The following is a 16,183-nucleotide window of genomic DNA, read 5'->3' as shown; positions in this document are numbered from 1 at the left end:
GAATAGCAAAGCATATCACTGAGCAAGATCAACCATTTACGTTCTGCCAAGAAGGCCAACGCGAACTACAATGGGAGTGTAGCGTGACGTGAGGGAGGACTCACCATGTACCAGAAGATCCTGATTACCACCGACGGCTCGACGGTATCGCAACATACCGCCTGCGCCGGGGTCAAGTTCGCTCAGCAGATGGGCGCGGAAGTGCTCGCCCTGTTCGTCGCGCCCGAGTACCAGTACCCTGTCTACGTCGAAATCGTGCCGCCCGCCTATCCCAGCGAGGAGGAATACGTCGAGCAGATGCAGCGCCTGGGCCTCGAATACATGGGGTCGGTCATGCGCTCGGCGGAAGGCTGCGGCCTCAAGCATGCGTGCATGACGGTGTTTTCCGACGCGGCGGCGCTGAAGATCGTCGACGTGGCGGAACAGCAACACTGTGACCTGATCTTCATGGGCTCGCACGGCCGCAGTGGCTGGGGACAATTGCTGCTCGGCAGCGTAACCAACAAGGTGCTGTCCCATACGACCAAACCCGTGCTCGTGCACCGCCTGATCCGGGAGCCCGGCACCTGAGTGTATCCCCCCGAGTCGCCGCTGCCGTATCGGACAGCGGGCATTGTGCAAAAAAAGGCAACGGCAGTGTTGCTGCTGTGATATCTTTTTACCTTCTATTTTACAATTGATCCATACGGATACTTTATGATTCGCATTGTCATCGCCGACGACCACACGATCATGCGCGAGGGTCTCAAGCGTATTCTCGACGGCGCACTCGACATCGAGATCGTCGGCGAGGCCACCAACGGCTTCGAAGTGCTGTCGCTGGTGCGCCAGGGCGGCTTCGATCTTTTACTGCTCGACCTCTCCATGCCGGGCCGCAGCGGCGTCGACCTGATCCGCCAGGTGCGCAGCGAGGCGCCCAAGCTCGCGATCCTGATCCTGACGATGCACGAGGAAGAGCAGTACGCCGTACGCGCCATCCGCGCCGGCGCCCAGGGCTACCTGACGAAGGAAAGTGCGGGCACGCAGCTCGTCGGCGCGATCCGCAAGGTGGCGGGCGGCCGGCCGTACATCAGCACGGAAGTGGCCGAACAACTGGCGCTGAACATCATGGCGCCGAACGAACAACTGCTGCACAAGCAGCTCTCCGACCGTGAATTCGAGGTATTCTCCCTCCTCGTGGGCGGCAAATCGATTACGGAGATCGCCAACAACCTGCACCTGTCCGTCAAGACGGTCAGCACGCACAAGACGCGCATCATGCAGAAAATGGGCATGACGTCGCTGTCGGAAATGGTCCAGTACGCGGTGGCGCATCGTCTGCTGGCGCCAATGAAAGCCTGACGGCGCCGTACGACGCAGGGTGACATTCGACGGCGTCATCTGTGCCCTGTCCCGGCGACTTTCTCCGCCATGCAGGGCGGTTCGTTGCCGTTGTCCTCTCCCCGCTTCCCCGCTTCCCCGCTTTCCCTCTCGATGCGCCATCGGCAGTAAGAAAATTCCTACACGCTGACGTACTCTCCTACTGCACATTCAGCCGTTGCTGATATTAATGCCGGACTCGTGTTGGCATACTGACTTCAGCGTTTCGACTTGCCTGCGGTCCATATCCGTATCCAGCCTTCAGCGCGATGCCAAGCACCGCAACGGCACCACCGGACCGCAGCTTGCTTCTTTGAAATCCTAAACCCTGGAGATGAGTATGCAGTCCCCGCTAACTTCAGAACAACGCAATGCCGCCCCGTCGACCCTGCACTCGTCACAGATGGAAGCGGGACGCCAACGCCAGGGCCGTCTCTGGTCGAACCTGAAAGAGGTCTGCGACCTGCTCCACATCCCGGCCGCCGTATCGATGAATACGGAAGAGCTGTTGTTCCAGCACGTACAGTTCAAGACCGGCCAGCGCGTGCACACGATCGGCCAGGCGTTCGACACGCTGTACATCGTCAACTCGGGCTTCCTCAAGACGGTGCTCATCGACGAATTCGGCAATGAGCAGGTGCTGAGCTTCCCGATGAAGGGCGACATGCTCGGCGTCGACGGCATCCACACGCGCCACTACGCGTCGGAAGCCGTGGCCCTGTCCGACTGCGACCTGATCCTCGTGCCGTTCAAGAAGCTGACGGCGCTCGGCCGCGTGCACGCCGAGCTCGAGAACCTGATGTACGGCGTGATGAGCCGCGAACTGGTGCGCGAGCAGGCGATGATCGGCATGCTGGGCGCCTTGTCGGCGGAAGCGCGCGTGGCGCGGTTCCTGATCTCGCTGGCGGAACGCTTCGCCGCGATGGGGTATTCGAGCAAGTTGTTCAACCTGCGCATGACCCGCCACGAAATCGGCAGCTATCTCGGCCTGACGCTCGAGACGGTCAGCCGCACGCTGTCCGCGTTCAATGAAATCGGCCTCATCACGGTCGACCAGCGCACCATCGGCATCAAGGATCCGGAAGCCCTCAAGACGCTGCGCCGCCTGCCGCCATCGCGCTCGCGTGCCAAGCAGAACGCCAAGCACAAGGCCGAAGCGGATTCCTCCGGCGACGGCCAGGTCCTCGCTACAGTCTGATCGCACGGCGGCCCTGACCGCCCATCTGCAAGTCGAACGAAAAAAAGCCGGTTCCTCGCGGAAGCCGGCTTTCTGTTTTTGCGCGCCCGCTCAGTCGCGGATCAGGACGCCATCGGCAACCTTCACCCGGTCGCCGACGCGGAAGCCCGGGTTGTTTTCGTAAGGAATGGTCTGCGTGGCGCCGTTCGGGTAGCGCACGACGACTTCGTAGCGCTGGCTCGTGTGGGCGTTGCGCTCGATCTCGCGGCCCGCGAGGGCGCCGCCCACCGCACCGGCGACGGTGGCCGCCGTACGCCCGCTGCCGCTGCCGACCTGGTTGCCCAGCAGGCCCCCGACGACGGCGCCGGCGCCCGTGCCCAGATAGCTGCCGTCGCCGCTCACCTGCACCACGTTGACGGCTTCCACCGTCGCGCAATTCGTGCAGTAGCGCGCCACGCGCGGCTGCGTGCCCGGCGGGTTGATGCCCTGGCCGCTGCCGCCCGCCATCAGCGGTTGGCCCAGCGTCGCCGTCGAATAGCGGCCGTTGGCGCGGATCGTGGCCGTCACGGGGGCGTCCGGCGCGATACGGTCATCGCGGCGGATCGTGTACAGGCCGCTGTACTCGCCCGGCCGCACTTCGGGCAGGAAGAAGATGCCGCGCGTGCCGGCGATCTGCACCTCGACCTTCGCATTCGGCGTGCCGCGCACCGTGAATTTCAGCTCGTTGCCCGGCGCCAGATCATCGCTGCCGCGCACGTCGAAGCGGTCGACGTGCGGCATGTTCGATGCCGTGCGGTCGGTGCGGTCGTCTCGACCGGGACCGCGCACGATCGATTCGGCCAGCAACCGGGTGGTCACCATATTGTTGACGCGCAGGTTGGCGGTGACGGCGCTGGCCGGATTGATGCGGTCGTGCGTGCCGATCGTGTACGTGCCCTGGTAAGTGCCCGGCGACGTTTCCGTCAGGGTCAGGTTGCGCGTGGCGCCGTCGATGCGCAAGGTGGCGTAGCCGCCCGGCGTGCCGTACAGGTCGAAATTGAGTTCGGTGCCCGGCTCTAGGCGCCGCACTTCGTCCACGTTGAAGCCGTCGATGCGCGGTGCCAGCCGGGCCGCGCGCGGATGCTCTTGCGCGTGCACGGGTGCCGTAACGGGAAGCGTGACGAGAGGCAGCGCGGCCACGACGGCCGCAGCCAGTGTCTGTCGGGTTGTTGCCATGAGGTCCTCCGGCGTATCTTGTTGTCGATATGACCAGCTTACGCCGCGCTCCCGCCGGGTTCGGTGCGTTGCCGAACGCTGTGCACGGCTTCCCCGGAGGTAATAAAGATGCGATCGCCGGGCTCGGGACGCATGACATGTCCGCCGGTAAAAGATCCGAACGAAGGAAGAATCATCCTACAAGGCCCTACCACGAAACACGGCAGGCGCAATGCGTCGAAACGTGTCGCCAAGACATACACCGGGTGGACGTGGCCGGCCAGCACATAGCCCGGTGCGTCCAGGTCCGGATGGTGGCAGAAGGACATCGGACCGACCGTGTATGGCTCGTCGACGAGGTCGATGGCAAGAACGGCGGCCGGGTCGCCCGCGTGCTTGTCGTGGTTGCCCCGCACGAGCGTCAGCACGAGGTCGCAGCGGCGCCGGCGCCACGCGAGCATCGCGGCCTGTGTGCCGGCCGCGTGCGCCGCGCGCGCGTGCAGGAAGTCGCCGAGGAACAGCACCTGGTTCGCCCCCGTCGCGTCGATCAGCGCGTCGAGCGCATCGAGGTTCTCGCTGGTCGTCCCGTGCGGGACGGGAATGCCGAACGAGCGGAACGCGGCCGCCTTGCCGAAGTGGATGTCGGCGATCGCGAGCATTTTTTCGCGCGGCCAGTACACAGCTTTTTGCGGCAGCAGCACGAGCTGCTCGCCCGCGACGTCGACGGCGACACCGTTCATGCCTCGGCCGCCTTTTCCAGTTCGCGCACCATGCGCGCGACGCGGTCCGCCAGCTTTTCCGTACTGACCTTTTCGCGGAAACGCTCGACCATCAGCGGAAAGCCGAATGGCGTGGCGCGTTTGACCTCGCGAAACGCGACGCGGCGCGCGTGCAGCTCGACCAGCGTGTCGCGCAGCCGCGTGAGTTCCAGTTCCTGCTCCAGCACTTCGCGCTCGGCCTGCGTGAGCAGCAGATTGTTGCTGTCATGTTTGCGGAAGACTTCGAAGAACAGCGACGACGACGCCTGCACCTGGCGCATCGATTTGTGCTGGCCCGGATAGCCCTGGAAGATCAGCCCCGCGATGCGCGCCACTTCGCGGAAGCGCTGCTGCGACAGCTGCGTCGCATTCAGGCTGTCGAGCACGTCCTCGAGCAGGTGCGACGTGTCGAACAGGCCGACGTCGGCGCCCGTCTCGCCGGCAAACACGGTGGCCCAGTCCACAAGCTCCGGCGCCAGCAGCTCGAACCCGTAGTCGTTGATGGCGATGGAGAAGGTGCTGGGCATGATGCGCCCCACGCGGTACGCGAACAGCGACGCGAGCCCCGTGTGCACGGCGCGCCCCGCGAACGGGTACATGAACAGGTGATAGCCTTCGCGGCTCTTCATGCTTTCCACGACCAGCACGTCGCTGTCGGGCAGCGCCGACCAGCGCGCCTGGATCTCCAGCAGCGGCTGCAGCGCGCACATCTCCGGTCCGTCATAGATACCTTCGCCGGCCCGTTTCAATTCTTCCAGCGCCGCGTGCGCGAGCTCGGACGACAGCGGCATCTTGGTGCCCTGCCAGCGGCTGACGGCGCCGCGCGTGGAGTCCGATCGCTTCACGAACGCCGTCATCTCGTGCACACGCACGAGCTCCAGGATGCGGCCCGAGAACAGGAAGCGGTCGCCCGGCTTCATCCGGCCGATGAACGATTCCTCCACGCTGCCGATCCGCCCGCCGCTCACGTACTTCACTTGCATCTGCGCGTCCGACACGATGGTGCCGATGCCCATGCGGTGGCGGCGGCCGATCTTCACGTCGGGCACGCGGTAGACGCCCTCCTCGTCCGGCAGCACGCGCTTGTATTCCGGATAGACCGTCAGGCTCTGGCCGCCGCGCGCGACGAAGTCCAGCGCCCACTGCCATTCCTCCGGCGTCAGGTGGCGATACGACCACGCGCTTTTCACTTCCTCGTAAAACTCGTCGGAGCGGAACCCACCGCCCAGCGCCACGGTGACGAGGTGCTGCACGAGCACGTCGAACGGCTTGTTCGGCACCTGCCGCGCCTCGATGCGGCGCGTGGCGACGGCGCGCTTGGCACCGGCCGCCTCCAGCAATTCCAGGCTGTTCGTCGGCACCAGGGTCACGCGCGAGATGCGACCAGGCGCGTGGCCGCTGCGCCCCGCCCGCTGCAGCAGGCGCGCGATGCCCTTGGCGCTGCCGACCTGCAGCACGCGCTCGACGGGTAAAAAATCCACGCCAAGGTCGAGGCTCGCCGTGCACACGACGGCTTTCAGATCGCCACGCTTGAGGCCCGTCTCGACCCATTCGCGCACGTCGCGGTCGAGCGAACCGTGGTGCAGCGCGACGAGGCCCGCCCAGTCGGGACGCGCCTCGATGATGTTCTGGTACCACAGCTCCGATTGCGAGCGCGTGTTCGTGAAGACGAGCGTCGCCTCGTGGTGCTCGATCTCGGCGACGACGGCCTGCAGCATCTGCAGGCCCAGGTGGCCGGCCCACGGAAAGCGCGCCACGCTGTCCGGCACGAGGCAGTCGACGACGATCTGCTTTTTCAGATCGCCCTCGACCAGGACGCCGCCGGCCGGATCGCCCAGCAGCACGCCGCGCGCTTCCGCCAGATTACCCATCGTGGCCGACAAGCCCCACACCACGAGGCCCGGATTCCAGCGCCGCAGCCGCGCGAGCGCCAGCTGCACCTGCACGCCGCGCTTGCTGCCCATCAGCTCATGCCACTCGTCGATGATGATCATGTCGAGGTGCTTGAACTGGTCGCGCGCGGCCGCGTGCGACAGCAGCAGCGACAGGCTTTCCGGCGTCGTGATCAAGGCGCCCGGCAGCGACTTCGACTGGCGCGCGCGCTCGGCCGCGCCCGTGTCGCCCGTGCGTGCGCCGATGCTCCACGTGCCGATGACGTCCGGGCTCGCGGCGCCCAGTTCCGCCGCCGACGTTTCGAGCGAACGCTGCGTGTCCGCGGCAAGCGCGCGCATCGGCGTGATCCACAAGACGCGCAGGCCGGTGTTGGCACGGCGCGTTCGATTCGCGCCGCGGAGCATGGCCGCGAACCACACGGCATAGGTCTTGCCGGCGCCCGTGTTCGCATGCAGCAGGCCCGATTCGCCGGCCAGCGCAGCCTTCCACACGGCGCGCTGGAACGGGAAGACCTTCCAGCCGCGCGCCGCGAACCAAGAGTCGATGGCGGCTTCCGCCTGCGTCTTGCTCATGGCGTGACGGCTCCCAGCAAGCCTTTCAACGTATCGAGCGTGTCCGCCTCGTCGACCGTCTTGTCGTCGCGCCGGCGCAGGATGCGCGGGAAGCGCACCGCGATGCCGGCCTTGTGGCGCGTGGACAGCGCGATGCCCTCGAAGCCGATCTCGAACACCATCGTCGGGCGCACCGAGCGCACGGGCCCGAACTTCTCGATCGTTGTCTTGCGCACGGTGTTGTCGACCTGCGCGATCTCCGCGTCCGTCAGGCCTGAATACGCTTTCGCGAACGGCACGAGCTTGCGCGCCTCGCCCTCGCCGTCCCACACGGCGAACGTGTAATCCGTGTACAGCGACGCGCGCCGGCCGCTGCCCGCCTGCGCATAGATCAGCACGGCGTCGATGGCGTACGGGTCGATCTTCCACTTCCACCACGTGCCCACGTCCTTCGTGCGGCCCACGCCGTATTGTGCGTTCCGTGCCTTCAGCATCATGCCTTCGACGCCGCGCGCCCGCGACTCGGCCCGCAGCTTGCCGAGATCGTCCCAGCTGTCCGCCGTCACGAGCGGAGAAATGCGCAGCTGCGGCTGCGCGGCGCCCGTGACGAGCGTCTCCAGCAATGCGCGCCGCTCGTGCTGCGGCAGCGCGCGCGTGTCGACGCCGTCCAGTTCCAGCAAGTCGTACGCGAGCAGCACCGCAGGCAGCTCCGCCAGAATTTTCGCGGACAAGGTCTTGCGGCCGATGCGCTTCTGCAGGTCGGCGAACGGCGCCGGTGCGTCGCCCGTCGTCCAGATCAGCACCTCGCCATCGACGACCATCCCTTCCGGCAGCGAGAGTCCCGCCAGTTCCGGAAAGCGTTCCGTGATCAGGTCTTCACCGCGCGACCACAGGTAGTTCTGGCCGCCGCGCCGCACGAGTTGCGCGCGGATGCCGTCGTACTTCCACTCGACCTGCCAGTCGTTCATGTCGCCTAACGCAGCAGGGTCGCCCTGCAACTGGTGCGCGAGGAAGAACGGGTAAGGCTGGCCGCCGCGCAGCTGGTGCTCGTTGTCGGTCTGTGCGGCGATCAGTTGCAGGAAGCCTGCCGCGGTCGGTTTGACGCGGCCGTCCGTCCAGCCCATCAGGCGCTGCGCGATCAGCTTGGAGTCGACGGCGGCGATCGAGGCCAGCGCGCGCGTGACGAGCAGCTTCGACACGCCCACGCGAAAGCCGCCGCCGATCAGCTTCACGAACAGGAAGCGTTCGCGCCACGTGAGTTCGTCCCAGTACGAGAACAGCGCCTCCCGGATCGTGCCCGGATCGGCGCCCCGCAAGGGGCCGATGCGCTCTTCCATCCACACAGCGAGGCCCACGTCGCTGTGGTGCTTCGGCGGCGGCAGGATGTGGGCGATGGTCTCCGCCATGTCGCCGACGGCAGCGTACGATTCGTCGAACAGCCAGTCGTCCAGGCCCGCGTATTCGATCGCGTACTGGCGCATCAATTTGCTCGGCACGGCCTGGCGCGGCTTGCCGCCGGCGAGGAAGTAGACGGCCCACGCGGCGTTTTCCGGCGCGGCGCTGGCAAAGTAATTCTGCAGCGCCTCGAGCTTGCGGTTGGTGGCGGTCGTTTCGTCGAGTTCCGCGTACAGGCGGGCGAATTCACGCATCGTTCGCCTCCTGGGCTGCCTCCGGCGGTGCCTGCGGTTCGCCCGGCGTGGCCGTCACGGCTTCGTCGTCCTCCCCGCCGTATTCCGTATCGAACGCCTTCGCATCGAGGCCGATCTGGCACAGCCAGCGCACCATCACGGGAATCGAGCCATGCGTGACGATGACCTGGTGCGCGCCCGTCGCGTGGATCGCCTCCATCAAGCCGGGCCAGTCCGCGTGGTCGGACAACACGAAGCCGCGGTCGACGCCGCGCCGCCGGCGTGCACCGCGCAGCAGCATCCAGCCGCTGGCGAAGGCGTCGCTGTAGTCGCCGAAGCGGCGCGTCCACGGCGAGCCCGATGCGGACGGCGGCGCCAGCACGAGCGCCTTTTTGAGATCGGCCTTGTCCGTCTCGCTGACGAGCTGCGTGTGCGGCAGTACGACGCCGCCCTCGCGATAAATGCGGTTCAACGGTTCGACGGCGCCGTGGCAGACGATGGGACCGATTGCCGGATCGAGGCCGCTGAGCAGGCGCTGCGCCTTGCCGAATGCGTAGGCGTACAGGATGCTCGTGCGTCCATCGTCCGCATTGCGGCGCCACCAGCGGTTGATATCGTCGAACACGTCCTGTTGCGGATCCCAGCGATAGATCGGCAGGCCGAACGTCGATTCCGTGATGAACGTGTGGCAGCGCACGGCTTCGAACGGTGCGCATGTGGCGTCCGGCTCGACCTTGTAGTCGCCCGACGCGACCCACACCTCGCCGCCACACTCCATGCGGATCTGGCTTGATCCCAACACGTGCCCGGCCGGATGCAGCGAGATCGTCACGCCGTTGTGGACGATGCGCTCGCCGTAATCGAGGCCATCGATGTTGATGTCCTGGCCGAGGCGCGACTTCAGGATGCCCACGCTCTGCGTCGACGCGAGGTAGTGCTTGTGGCCCCAGCGCGCATGGTCGCCGTGCGCATGGGTGATGACGGCCCGGTCCACCGGCCGCCACGGGTCGATGTAGAACTGGCCCGGCACACAATACAGGCCTTCCTTGCGTACGACGACCATGTCTCCCATGCGGCTGGCGTCCCTCCTCAGGCAGGTGTCACGTAATCGGCGACGAACGCGCGCTGCTCGCCGTCCGGGAATTCGATGTTGACCTGGTCCCCGGCAACCGAGAGCACGACGCCCTCGCCATACTTGGGCACCGTCACGCGCGCGCCCACGTCGAACGCGGGCGCGGGCGGCGCATCCGCGTCGGGTTCGCGGTCGAATTCGTCGTCGCGGATTTCGATTTCTTCCGTCAGCACGGCGGCCGGCGGATTCAGGCAGTTGTCGCAGCGGCAGCACTTCTCGAAACCGTCGACTTCGTCGCCGAAATAATCGAGCAGGAGCTTCCAGCGGCAAAAGCCGCTCACGGCATACGATACCATCTGTTCCAGCGCTTCCTTGTCGCGCTCCTGCTTCTGGCGATAAACCTCGGCCATCGCCGCGAACAGTGTATCGCTGGGCGCCGCGCTGCCGGGCAGGTACGCGAGCTTGCGGTTCTGGCGCAGCAGCTTCGCATCCTTCAGCAGTTTCAGGCAGACTTTCAGGTGCGGCCCCGCGAGGTCGCCCAGGACGTCCTCCACGCGCTCCGGCGTCGCCGTCTCGTTCTCCGCCAGGTCGCGCACGGCGTCGTACACGGCGCGGATCTCGTCCGCCGTCGGGTAGTGCTTCACGAGGAAGAACTGCTGCACGCGCTTGTCGTCCTGCAGGAACAGCAAGGTGCAGCTGGCGTCGTCGCCGTCGCGGCCCGCGCGGCCCGATTCCTGGTAATAGGCTTCCAGGTTCGCGGGGATCTGCAGGTGGACGACGAAGCGCGTGTCCGGCTTGTCGATGCCCATGCCGAAAGCGTTCGTCGCCACCATCACGCGCCGCTCGTCGTTCATGAACAGGTCCTGATTCGCGCGCCGCTCGGCTGCCGGCAACTTGCCGTGATACAGCGTGACGGATTCGCCCGCGTCCAGCAGCAGTTCGTACATCTCCTCGGCCGCCTTCACGGTGGCTGCGTAGACGATGCCCGTCCCCTTTGTTTCGCGCACGAGGCGCAGCGCTTCCTGCAGTTTTTCGTCCGGGTTCGTCACCTGCACGACAGCGTACTGCAGGTTCGCGCGGTAGATGCCCGTGTTGATGACGTTCATCCGGGGACGAGCGAGCTGCCGGCCGATGTCGTCGATCACGTCTTCCGTCGCCGTCGCCGTCAGCGCCAGCACGGGCGGGCGGGCCAGCGCGTCGATCGCGCCGGCCATCTCGAGGTAGGCGGGGCGGAAATCGTGGCCCCACTGCGAGATGCAGTGGGCTTCGTCGACGACGACCAGCGCAATCTTCCCGGCCGCCAGCACGTCGACGAATTCGGGCATCGCGAGGCGCTCGGGCGTGCAGAACACGATCTCGCAGTGCCCTTCCGCGATTGCGGCCAGCGCAGTCCTCTCCTCCTCGGCCGACAGGCTGCTGTTGACCTGCTCGGCGCGGATGCCGAGTTCCTCCAGCTTCTCCAGCTGGTCCTTCATCAGCGAGATCAGCGGCGAGACGACGACCGTCATGCCGTCCTTGATGCGGGCGGGGATCTGGTAGCACAGCGATTTACCGCTGCCGGTGGGCATGATCGCCAGCGTGTCCTTGCCGTCGAGGACACTGTCGATCACACGTTGCTGGCCGTCGCGCAGGTGCTCGATGCCGAATACGTTCTGCAGCAGGCGACGGACGGTGTTGCGGCGTACCGCGAGGGCACCTTTGTGCAGAAGCTTGGGGTCGTGTGTGGTCATGATGGACGACTGTAAGCCTGAGCACGGCCGCACACCATAGGACGCAACCTACAGCAACCGTAGGAGGCCTACGACGAGGTGACACAACGGCTCATACAAAGGCACGAGGCACTGTCCTACAGAGCGACGGATTGCCAGCCGATAGTTTCCAGAATGCACACGATCTAAGATGAGATCAACATTTCCCGCATTCGGCATCCGGAGGTTCATCATGATCCGCTTCTTCCCCACGGCCTGGACCGCAGCCTACGTCGCCCTCACGAGCATGACGACGTGGCTGCTGTGTGAAACGGACGCGCTTGGCGGCTTCGCGCCGCTGTTCTTCCATTGATGCCGCTGCGCTCTTGTCCTGACGTCCTGCAGTCGCGCCGGTCGCGCGTGCGCAGCTTGCGCCTGGCCGGCGCTCTCTTTGCGTGACGCTCGCGCACCGGCGGCGCCGACCGTCCTGCCGGCGCGCCCGCGCAGCCGTTGTCACAATTGTTACAAATTAGCAGTTGAACAACACGAGAGGAGCACCATACCTGAGTCAGGAGGACTCATCCATGAAATACGCCCTGTTATACGACGATGACGCGGCCGCACGCCGCCACAGTGCCACCCTGCTCAAATCGCTCGGCTATGTCGTCGCCGAGACGACGACGGCCCAGGCCGCGCTGAACGCCATGCAGGCGCTGCACTTCGACGTGGTCCTCACGGCCAGCGCGCACGCAGGCGGCGAGCGGCGCGCGTTGCCGGGCGAAATGTCCCGCCTCGGCCCCGAGACGCCCACGATCCTGCTGGTGGATGAGGGCGAACCCTTCCCTCCCATGTACGACGCGTTCAGCGCCACCGTCACGAAACCCGTCACCGTGCGCTCGCTGCGGCACGTGCTCGAATTCGGGCTGGACGGCACGGGCGCGCGACCGGTCCCGGCCGCCGTCCGCTACGAGCGGCGCGACGGCCAGCGGCGGCGCCATGCACGGCACGGGTCCCACACTCGGCCGGCATAAATTCACGAAGTGAATTCCCGCGAATAATCTTTGGTTTGATCCCGAATGTAGCGAGGCATAAGATAGTCGCACTAAAATGTTATCGCAAACATAACTTTGCAAGATAACGTTAAATAACGACAATCGGAGGAGCCATGCTGCACAACCTGATTCGGCCCCGTCGACCGCTTCCCCTCCCCTGCCTCGTCCAGCGCTGAACGCGCAACACGACCGTCTGCCGTTTTCGCGGTGACCCTGTGCCGCCTGCCGGCGCGGGCGTCGCTCGTCCTGCCCCGCCGGCATGCCCGGCGCGGGTCCGCAGCAAAAGCAGCACAAGCAGCGAACTCCCGGGCCGCCGCGCCCGGGCCACCCACCCGAACCACGGAGACGTTCATGCCCCATGCTTTTTCGCGCACCACCCGCCGCATCGCGTCGGCGATCCTCGTGTTGTCCGCCTTTGCCACTGGCGCGTCCGCGCAGACGGTCGCCATCAACCCTGCCGCGACGTACCAGACCGTGCGCGGCTTCGGCGGTTTCAGCGGCGCCGGCTGGGCGGCGGCGCGGCGCTGTACGGCATCTCGATCCAGAACGAACCGGACTTCGACCCGGGCACGTATGAAAGCTGCCTGTGGAGCTCGACGGAGTTCATCAATTTCCTGTCCGGCCAGGGAGCGCGCTTCGGCAGCTACAAGGTAATCGTGGCAGAGTCCGCCACGTTCAATAAGACGCTCACGGATCCCATCCTCAACAGCGCGACGGCGGTGCCCGGGTTCGACGTCGTGGCCGGCCATTTGTACGGTACGACGCCCAGCGACTATCCGCTCGCGCGCTCGAAGGGCAAGGAAGTGTGGATGACGGAGCACTACACGGACAGCACGTCCGACGCGAACGACTGGACGAAGGCGATGCCGGTAGCGCTGGAATTGCACAACAGCATGGTCGCGAACTACAGCGCCTACGTGTGGTGGTACATCCGCCGCCCGTACGGCCTGCTGACGGAAGACGGCAACGTCAGCAAGCGCGGCTACATCATGGCGCAGTTCGCGAAATACGTCCGCCCCGGTGCCGTGCGCGTCGCGGCGACGGAAAAACCGTACGCCGACGTGTTCGTCACCGCGTACAAGAACACGGCCGGCAAACTGGTCGTGGTGGCGATCAACAACGGCACGTCGCAGCGCCAGCTCCAGCTGCAGGTCGGCAGCGCCGCGCCGGGCTTCACGAAATACCGCACGACGGCGACCGACAACACGGGCTACGCGGGCCAGTACACGGTGACGGGCGGCGTCGCGACGGCGTGGATCGATCCCGGCAGCGTCAACACCTTCGTCAGTCAGTAAATAGAAAAAGCCCGGGCGGTTTCCCGGCCGGGCTCAGCGCTGCCTGTCGACGCTTACGCGGCTTCGACGGACACCGGCATCCGGATCAGGTAGTCGAATGCGGACAGCGCCGCTTTCGCCCCATCGCCCGCCGCGATGACGATCTGCTTGAACGGCGTGGTCGTCGCATCGCCCGCGGCGAACACGCCCGGGACGTTCGTGCGGCCGTGCGCATCCACAACGATCTCGCCGAAGCGCGACAATTCCACCGTGCCTTTCAGGAACTCCGTGTTCGGCACGAGGCCGATCTGGACGAACACGCCGGCCAGCGGCACGTGGTGTTCCTCGCCGCTCAAGCGATCCTTGAACTTGATGCCGTTGACCTTGCTGCCGTCGCCGGTGATCTCCGTCGTCTGCGCGTTCACGTGGATCGTCACGTTCGACAGGCTTTCCACCTTGTTGACGAGCACGGCGTCCGCCTTCAGCTGCGGCGCGAATTCCACCAGGGTCACGTGCTCGACGATGCCCGCGAGGTCGATTGCCGCTTCCACGCCCGAGTTGCCGCCGCCGATGACGGCGACGCGCTTGCCCTTGTACAGCGGGCCGTCGCAGTGCGGGCAGTAGTTCACGCCGGCGTTCTTGTATTCCTGTTCGCCCGGCACGTTGACGTTCCTCCAGCGCGCGCCCGTCGACAGGATCACGGTGCTCGACTTCAGCGAACCGCCATTCGTGAACTGCACTTCGACCAGTTCACCGGGTGCGGACGGCGGGATGATCTTCGCGGCCGTGTTCTGCGTCAGGACCTCGACGCCATAGTGGCGCACCTGGGCTTCCAGCGCGGCGGCGAATTTCGGGCCGTCCGTTTCCAGCACGGAGATGTAGTTCTCGATCGACATCGTGTCGTTGACCTGGCCGCCGAAGCGCTCCGTCGCGATGCCCGTGCGGATGCCCTTGCGGGCCGCATACACGGCTGCGGCTGCGCCCGACGGGCCGCCACCGACGATCAGCACGTCGTACGGGTCCTTCGCGTTCAGTTTCGCCGCGTCGCGGTCGCCGGCGCCCTTGTCCAGCTTGGCGACGATCTCTTCGATCATCATGCGGCCGGAGCCGAACAGCTCGCCGTTCAGGAACACCATCGGCACGGCCATCACCTTGCGCGCCTCGACTTCGGCCTGGAACGCGCCGCCCTCGATCACGGTCGTCTTGACGCGCGGGTTCAGGATCGCCATCAGGGACAGCGCCTGCACGACGTCCGGGCAGTTATGGCATGTCAGCGACATGTACATCTCGAAGTTGTAGTCGGCGTCCAGCGCCTTGATCGCATCGATCGTCTCGGCCTCGACTTTCGGCGGGTGGCCGCCCGTCCACAGCAGCGCGAGCACGAGCGACGTGAACTCGTGGCCCAGCGGCAGGCCGGCGAAGCGCAGGTTCATGTCGGTGCCGGCGCGCTTCAGGCTGAACGACGGCTTGCGTGCGTCGTTGCCGTCCGTGCGCAACGTGATCTTGTCGGCGCGCAGGCCCTGGATCGTCTGCAGCAGGTCGAGCGTCTGCTTCGACGTGTCGCTGTCGTCCAGCGAAGCGACGATCTCGAACGGTTGCTGGACGCGTTGCAGGTAGCCGGCGAGTTGGGTTTTCAGTTCTTGTTCGAGCATGATCGTATCCTTTCGTTCAGTCGTGTTCAGGCCGATGCGGTCCATCGCGGACGCATCCATCCAATCTAAATAGTGAATCTGGACCGGCAGATCGACTAGTGAGATCGCCTGTCTTGCTTGGGCGGGCCCGTTCCGGTTGGGCTCGTGGGGAGGGGTCGGCACCGGCCGCCCCTCGCGGCCGGTGCCTAGTACAACTGTTGCGTTACTGCCTGATGGGCACGGAGTGCCCACCCTACGGGTGTCGTAGGGTGGGCGGCCTCCGCCCACCATGTGTTACTTAGATCTTGCCGACCAGGTCCAGCGACGGCTTCAGCGTTGCGGCGCCTTCGGTCCACTTGGCCGGGCAGACTTCGCCCGGGTGCGATGCGACGTACTGGGCTGCCTTCACCTTGCGCAGCAGTTCCGACGCGTCGCGGCCGATGCCGTTGTCGTGCACTTCCATGACCTTGATCTGGCCTTCCGGATTGATCACGAACGTGCCGCGCAGGGCCAGGCCTTCTTCTTCGATCATGACTTCGAAGTTACGCGACAGCAGGCCGGTCGGGTCGCCGATCAGCGGGTAGTTGACCTTCTTGATCGCGTCCGACGTGTCGTGCCATGCCTTGTGGGCGAAGTGGGTGTCGGTCGACACGCCATAGACTTTCACGCCCATCTTGTCGAATTCCGACTGGAAAGCAGCCAGGTCTTCCAGTTCGGTCGGGCAGACGAAGGTGAAGTCTGCCGGGTAGAACATCAGGACCGACCAGGTGCCTTTGAAATCGGCTTCGGTCAGGTCGATGAACTTGCCTGCGTGGTAAGCGGTTGCTTTGAACGGCTTGATTTCGGTGTTGATGATGGACATGCAGTACTCCTCTTTCGGGGTTAAAAAAATGCTCAGGTGCGTAC

At 65.5% G+C, this 16,183-nt stretch carries 14 protein-coding genes; 6 read left to right on the top strand and 8 right to left on the bottom strand.

Annotated elements, in window-relative coordinates; all coding sequences use genetic code 11:
* Window positions 1-105 precede the first annotated feature (105 nt).
* From NX784_RS18665 to NX784_RS18655, 3 genes are all read left to right on the top strand, one after another.
* Complete coding sequence (locus tag NX784_RS18665) at window positions 106-570, top strand: universal stress protein (protein WP_258818200.1); 465 nt, start codon at window positions 106-108, stop codon at window positions 568-570.
* Between the two features lie 126 nt (window positions 571-696).
* Window positions 697-1,341, top strand: a complete 645-nt coding sequence (locus NX784_RS18660; RefSeq protein ID WP_166861458.1) for a response regulator — start codon at window positions 697-699, stop codon at window positions 1,339-1,341.
* Window positions 1,342-1,762: 421 nt separating this feature from the next.
* Window positions 1,763-2,557: a Crp/Fnr family transcriptional regulator gene (locus NX784_RS18655; protein ID WP_258818229.1), complete on the top strand. Its 795-nt coding sequence runs from the start codon at window positions 1,763-1,765 to the stop codon at window positions 2,555-2,557.
* Window positions 2,558-2,647: 90 nt separating this feature from the next.
* On the opposite strand, the gene NX784_RS18650 is transcribed toward NX784_RS18655, so the two are convergent.
* The 6 genes from NX784_RS18650 to NX784_RS18625 are packed head-to-tail and all read right to left on the bottom strand — an operon-like array spanning window position 2,648 to window position 11,362.
* The gene (locus NX784_RS18650) at window positions 2,648-3,751 is read right to left on the bottom strand and encodes a glycine zipper 2TM domain-containing protein (RefSeq protein ID WP_258818199.1); all 1,104 of its coding nucleotides are present in this window, start codon (window positions 3,749-3,751) and stop codon (window positions 2,648-2,650) included.
* Between the two features lie 38 nt (window positions 3,752-3,789).
* Window positions 3,790-4,470: a ligase-associated DNA damage response endonuclease PdeM gene (gene pdeM / locus NX784_RS18645; RefSeq protein ID WP_258818198.1), complete on the bottom strand. Its 681-nt coding sequence runs from the start codon at window positions 4,468-4,470 to the stop codon at window positions 3,790-3,792.
* A complete protein-coding gene (locus NX784_RS18640; RefSeq protein ID WP_258818197.1) occupies window positions 4,467-6,953 on the bottom strand; it encodes a ligase-associated DNA damage response DEXH box helicase in 2,487 nt (828 codons plus the stop codon). Before NX784_RS18640 ends, pdeM begins: the two co-directional genes overlap by 4 nt.
* Window positions 6,950-8,581 (bottom strand): ATP-dependent DNA ligase, encoded by a 1,632-nt coding sequence (locus tag NX784_RS18635; RefSeq protein WP_258818196.1) that lies wholly within the window; start codon window positions 8,579-8,581, stop codon window positions 6,950-6,952. The genes NX784_RS18640 and NX784_RS18635 overlap by 4 nt, the downstream gene beginning before the upstream one ends.
* Window positions 8,574-9,632, bottom strand: a complete 1,059-nt coding sequence (locus NX784_RS18630; RefSeq protein WP_258818195.1) for a ligase-associated DNA damage response exonuclease — start codon at window positions 9,630-9,632, stop codon at window positions 8,574-8,576. Before NX784_RS18630 ends, NX784_RS18635 begins: the two co-directional genes overlap by 8 nt.
* A gap of 17 nt (window positions 9,633-9,649) precedes the next feature.
* On the bottom strand, window positions 9,650-11,362 hold the full coding sequence (locus NX784_RS18625) for a RecQ family ATP-dependent DNA helicase (RefSeq protein ID WP_258818194.1): 1,713 nt from the start codon (window positions 11,360-11,362) through the stop codon (window positions 9,650-9,652).
* Window positions 11,363-11,531: 169 nt separating this feature from the next.
* Between NX784_RS18625 and NX784_RS18620 the strand changes: the two genes are divergently transcribed.
* The 3 genes from NX784_RS18620 to NX784_RS18610 all read left to right on the top strand — a co-directional run bounded on the left by NX784_RS18620 (window position 11,532) and on the right by NX784_RS18610 (window position 13,667).
* Window positions 11,532-11,693: a hypothetical protein gene (locus tag NX784_RS18620; RefSeq protein WP_258818193.1), complete on the top strand. Its 162-nt coding sequence runs from the start codon at window positions 11,532-11,534 to the stop codon at window positions 11,691-11,693.
* A gap of 211 nt (window positions 11,694-11,904) precedes the next feature.
* On the top strand, window positions 11,905-12,351 hold the full coding sequence (locus NX784_RS18615; RefSeq protein ID WP_258818192.1) for a response regulator: 447 nt from the start codon (window positions 11,905-11,907) through the stop codon (window positions 12,349-12,351).
* A gap of 677 nt (window positions 12,352-13,028) precedes the next feature.
* Window positions 13,029-13,667 carry a glycoside hydrolase family 30 beta sandwich domain-containing protein gene (locus NX784_RS18610; protein ID WP_258818191.1) on the top strand — a complete coding sequence of 213 codons (639 nt, stop codon included), beginning with the start codon at window positions 13,029-13,031 and terminating at the stop codon, window positions 13,665-13,667.
* A gap of 53 nt (window positions 13,668-13,720) precedes the next feature.
* Here the strand turns inward: NX784_RS18610 and ahpF are convergent, their stop codons facing one another.
* Window positions 13,721-15,298 (bottom strand): alkyl hydroperoxide reductase subunit F, encoded by a 1,578-nt coding sequence (ahpF, locus tag NX784_RS18605; protein ID WP_258818190.1) that lies wholly within the window; start codon window positions 15,296-15,298, stop codon window positions 13,721-13,723.
* A gap of 277 nt (window positions 15,299-15,575) precedes the next feature.
* Entirely contained in the window at window positions 15,576-16,139 is a 564-nt protein-coding gene (ahpC, locus tag NX784_RS18600; protein ID WP_258818189.1) for an alkyl hydroperoxide reductase subunit C, read from the bottom strand.
* Window positions 16,140-16,183: the final 44 nt, after the last annotated feature.

This window comes from Massilia pinisoli (genome assembly GCF_024753285.1).
In the GTDB taxonomy this organism is placed as follows: Bacteria; Pseudomonadota; Gammaproteobacteria; order Burkholderiales; family Burkholderiaceae_D; genus Telluria; species Telluria pinisoli.
The sequence above is the reverse complement of the archived record's forward strand: the minus strand, read 5'-3'. Positions and strand labels throughout refer to the sequence as shown.

Bases quoted from the DNA above. Each gene is read 5' to 3' on its own strand.
- NX784_RS18665 (WP_258818200.1), top strand. From the start codon at position 106: ATGTACCAGAAGATCCTGATTACCACCGACGGCTCGACGGTATCGCAA.
- NX784_RS18660 (WP_166861458.1), top strand. From the start codon at position 697: ATGATTCGCATTGTCATCGCCGACGACCACACGATCATGCGCGAGGGT.
- NX784_RS18655 (WP_258818229.1), top strand. From the start codon at position 1,763: ATGGAAGCGGGACGCCAACGCCAGGGCCGTCTCTGGTCGAACCTGAAA.
- NX784_RS18650 (WP_258818199.1), bottom strand. From the start codon at position 3,751: ATGGCAACAACCCGACAGACACTGGCTGCGGCCGTCGTGGCCGCGCTG.
- pdeM (WP_258818198.1), bottom strand. From the start codon at position 4,470: ATGAACGGTGTCGCCGTCGACGTCGCGGGCGAGCAGCTCGTGCTGCTG.
- NX784_RS18640 (WP_258818197.1), bottom strand. From the start codon at position 6,953: ATGAGCAAGACGCAGGCGGAAGCCGCCATCGACTCTTGGTTCGCGGCG.
- NX784_RS18635 (WP_258818196.1), bottom strand. From the start codon at position 8,581: ATGCGTGAATTCGCCCGCCTGTACGCGGAACTCGACGAAACGACCGCC.
- NX784_RS18630 (WP_258818195.1), bottom strand. From the start codon at position 9,632: ATGGGAGACATGGTCGTCGTACGCAAGGAAGGCCTGTATTGTGTGCCG.
- NX784_RS18625 (WP_258818194.1), bottom strand. From the start codon at position 11,362: ATGACCACACACGACCCCAAGCTTCTGCACAAAGGTGCCCTCGCGGTA.
- NX784_RS18620 (WP_258818193.1), top strand. From the start codon at position 11,532: ATGAGATCAACATTTCCCGCATTCGGCATCCGGAGGTTCATCATGATC.
- NX784_RS18615 (WP_258818192.1), top strand. From the start codon at position 11,905: ATGAAATACGCCCTGTTATACGACGATGACGCGGCCGCACGCCGCCAC.
- ahpF (WP_258818190.1), bottom strand. From the start codon at position 15,298: ATGCTCGAACAAGAACTGAAAACCCAACTCGCCGGCTACCTGCAACGC.
- ahpC (WP_258818189.1), bottom strand. From the start codon at position 16,139: ATGTCCATCATCAACACCGAAATCAAGCCGTTCAAAGCAACCGCTTAC.